This is a genomic window from Moraxella sp. (assembly GCF_024227015.1).
Lineage (GTDB): Bacteria > Pseudomonadota > Gammaproteobacteria > Pseudomonadales > Moraxellaceae > Moraxella.
Genome location: NZ_JAAELD010000130.1, coordinates 1 through 1,273, shown reverse-complemented (window position 1 = coordinate 1,273; position 1,273 = coordinate 1). Strand labels below are relative to the sequence as shown.

At 49.3% G+C, this 1,273-nt stretch carries 1 protein-coding gene; it reads left to right on the top strand.

Features of this window, described 5'->3' with window-relative positions:
- Positions 1 to 102 precede the first annotated feature (102 nt).
- Positions 103 to 1,273: CHAT domain-containing protein (locus GY683_RS02810; RefSeq protein WP_297287301.1), on the top strand; the 1,171-nt coding region annotated here is incomplete at its 3' end.

The following is a 1,273-nucleotide window of genomic DNA, read 5'->3' as shown; positions in this document are numbered from 1 at the left end:
GTGAAGCTGTCTGCAGAGGACGCGCCCGGCGACCCCCGTCTCCTAAACACTCTGCGTACACGCCGTACTGCCGACCACGCCCGCCTCGGCGACCTCAACGACTTGAGCGAGGCGATCATAAATTATCAAAAGGCCGTTAAGCTGACAGCTGAGAACTCGCCAGAGTTGCCAATAAACTTAAACAATCTGGGCAATGGCCTCTCTGACCGATACGCCCGCCTCGGCGACCTCAACGACTTGAGCGAGGCGATCATAAATTATCAAAAGGGCGCGAAAAGAGGTTTGGAAGTAGCACTCCAAGAAGGACTCCGAAATGCCCGCAATTGGCTCCGCTGGGCATTTGATCGTAAAGAATGGCAGGAAGTCATCGACGCTTACCAATATGCCTATCAAGCCGGCACCCAATTGGTACAAACCCAACTCACCCGCGAACATCAAACCGCCTTTTTAAAGGAAAGCCAAGGTTTAGCCGCTCACGCCGCCTACGCCTTTGCCAAAACGAATCAACTGGAAAAAGCCATCGTGACTTTGGAACGGGGATTAGCTCAACTTCTAAGTGAAGCCTTAGCACGAGATCGAGCCGATTTAGAACAGTTAAAAGCACGAGGGCATAGTGATTTAACTGATCGCTATCAACAAGCAGTGAACGATTGGCATTTGGGGCAAACGGCTCCCCCAGAAAAAGTCCGTACCCTTTTACAAGCTGCCCGTCGAGCACTGGATGAAACCATTGCCGCTATTCGCCAAGTCGAAGGCTACGGCGAATTTCTCGCCGCACCTGAATTTGTGGATATTGTCGCGGCGGCTAAAGGCGCGAATTTAGTCTATTTAGCGGTGACAAAAGCGGGTGGTTTAGCATTAATTCTCTTTGAAAACAAAGAGATACAAAAAGTCTGGCTCCCAGAACTCACCCATGCAACGCTTTTAGAAACTTTAACCAGTTTGGACGCGCCCTATAGTGGTTATCTTCGCGCTTATTATGATTGGTTAACCCATCCCAAAGAGGAAAATTATCGTCAGCAATGGTTAAATACCCTAGAAGCAACCACCAAGTTACTTTGGAAAAAAGTCATGGCTCCCGTGGTTCAGGCTTTGCCAAAATCGGCGAAAGTCACTTTGATTCCCGTTGGATTGTTAGGTTTACTTCCCCTTCATGCCGCTTGGACAGAGGATAACAATGCGCCCACTGGCAAACGTTACGCTTTGGATGCGTTAACAATCAGTTATGCCCCCAATGCACGATCTTTAACCCAAGCCAGAAAAGTCGCTCATC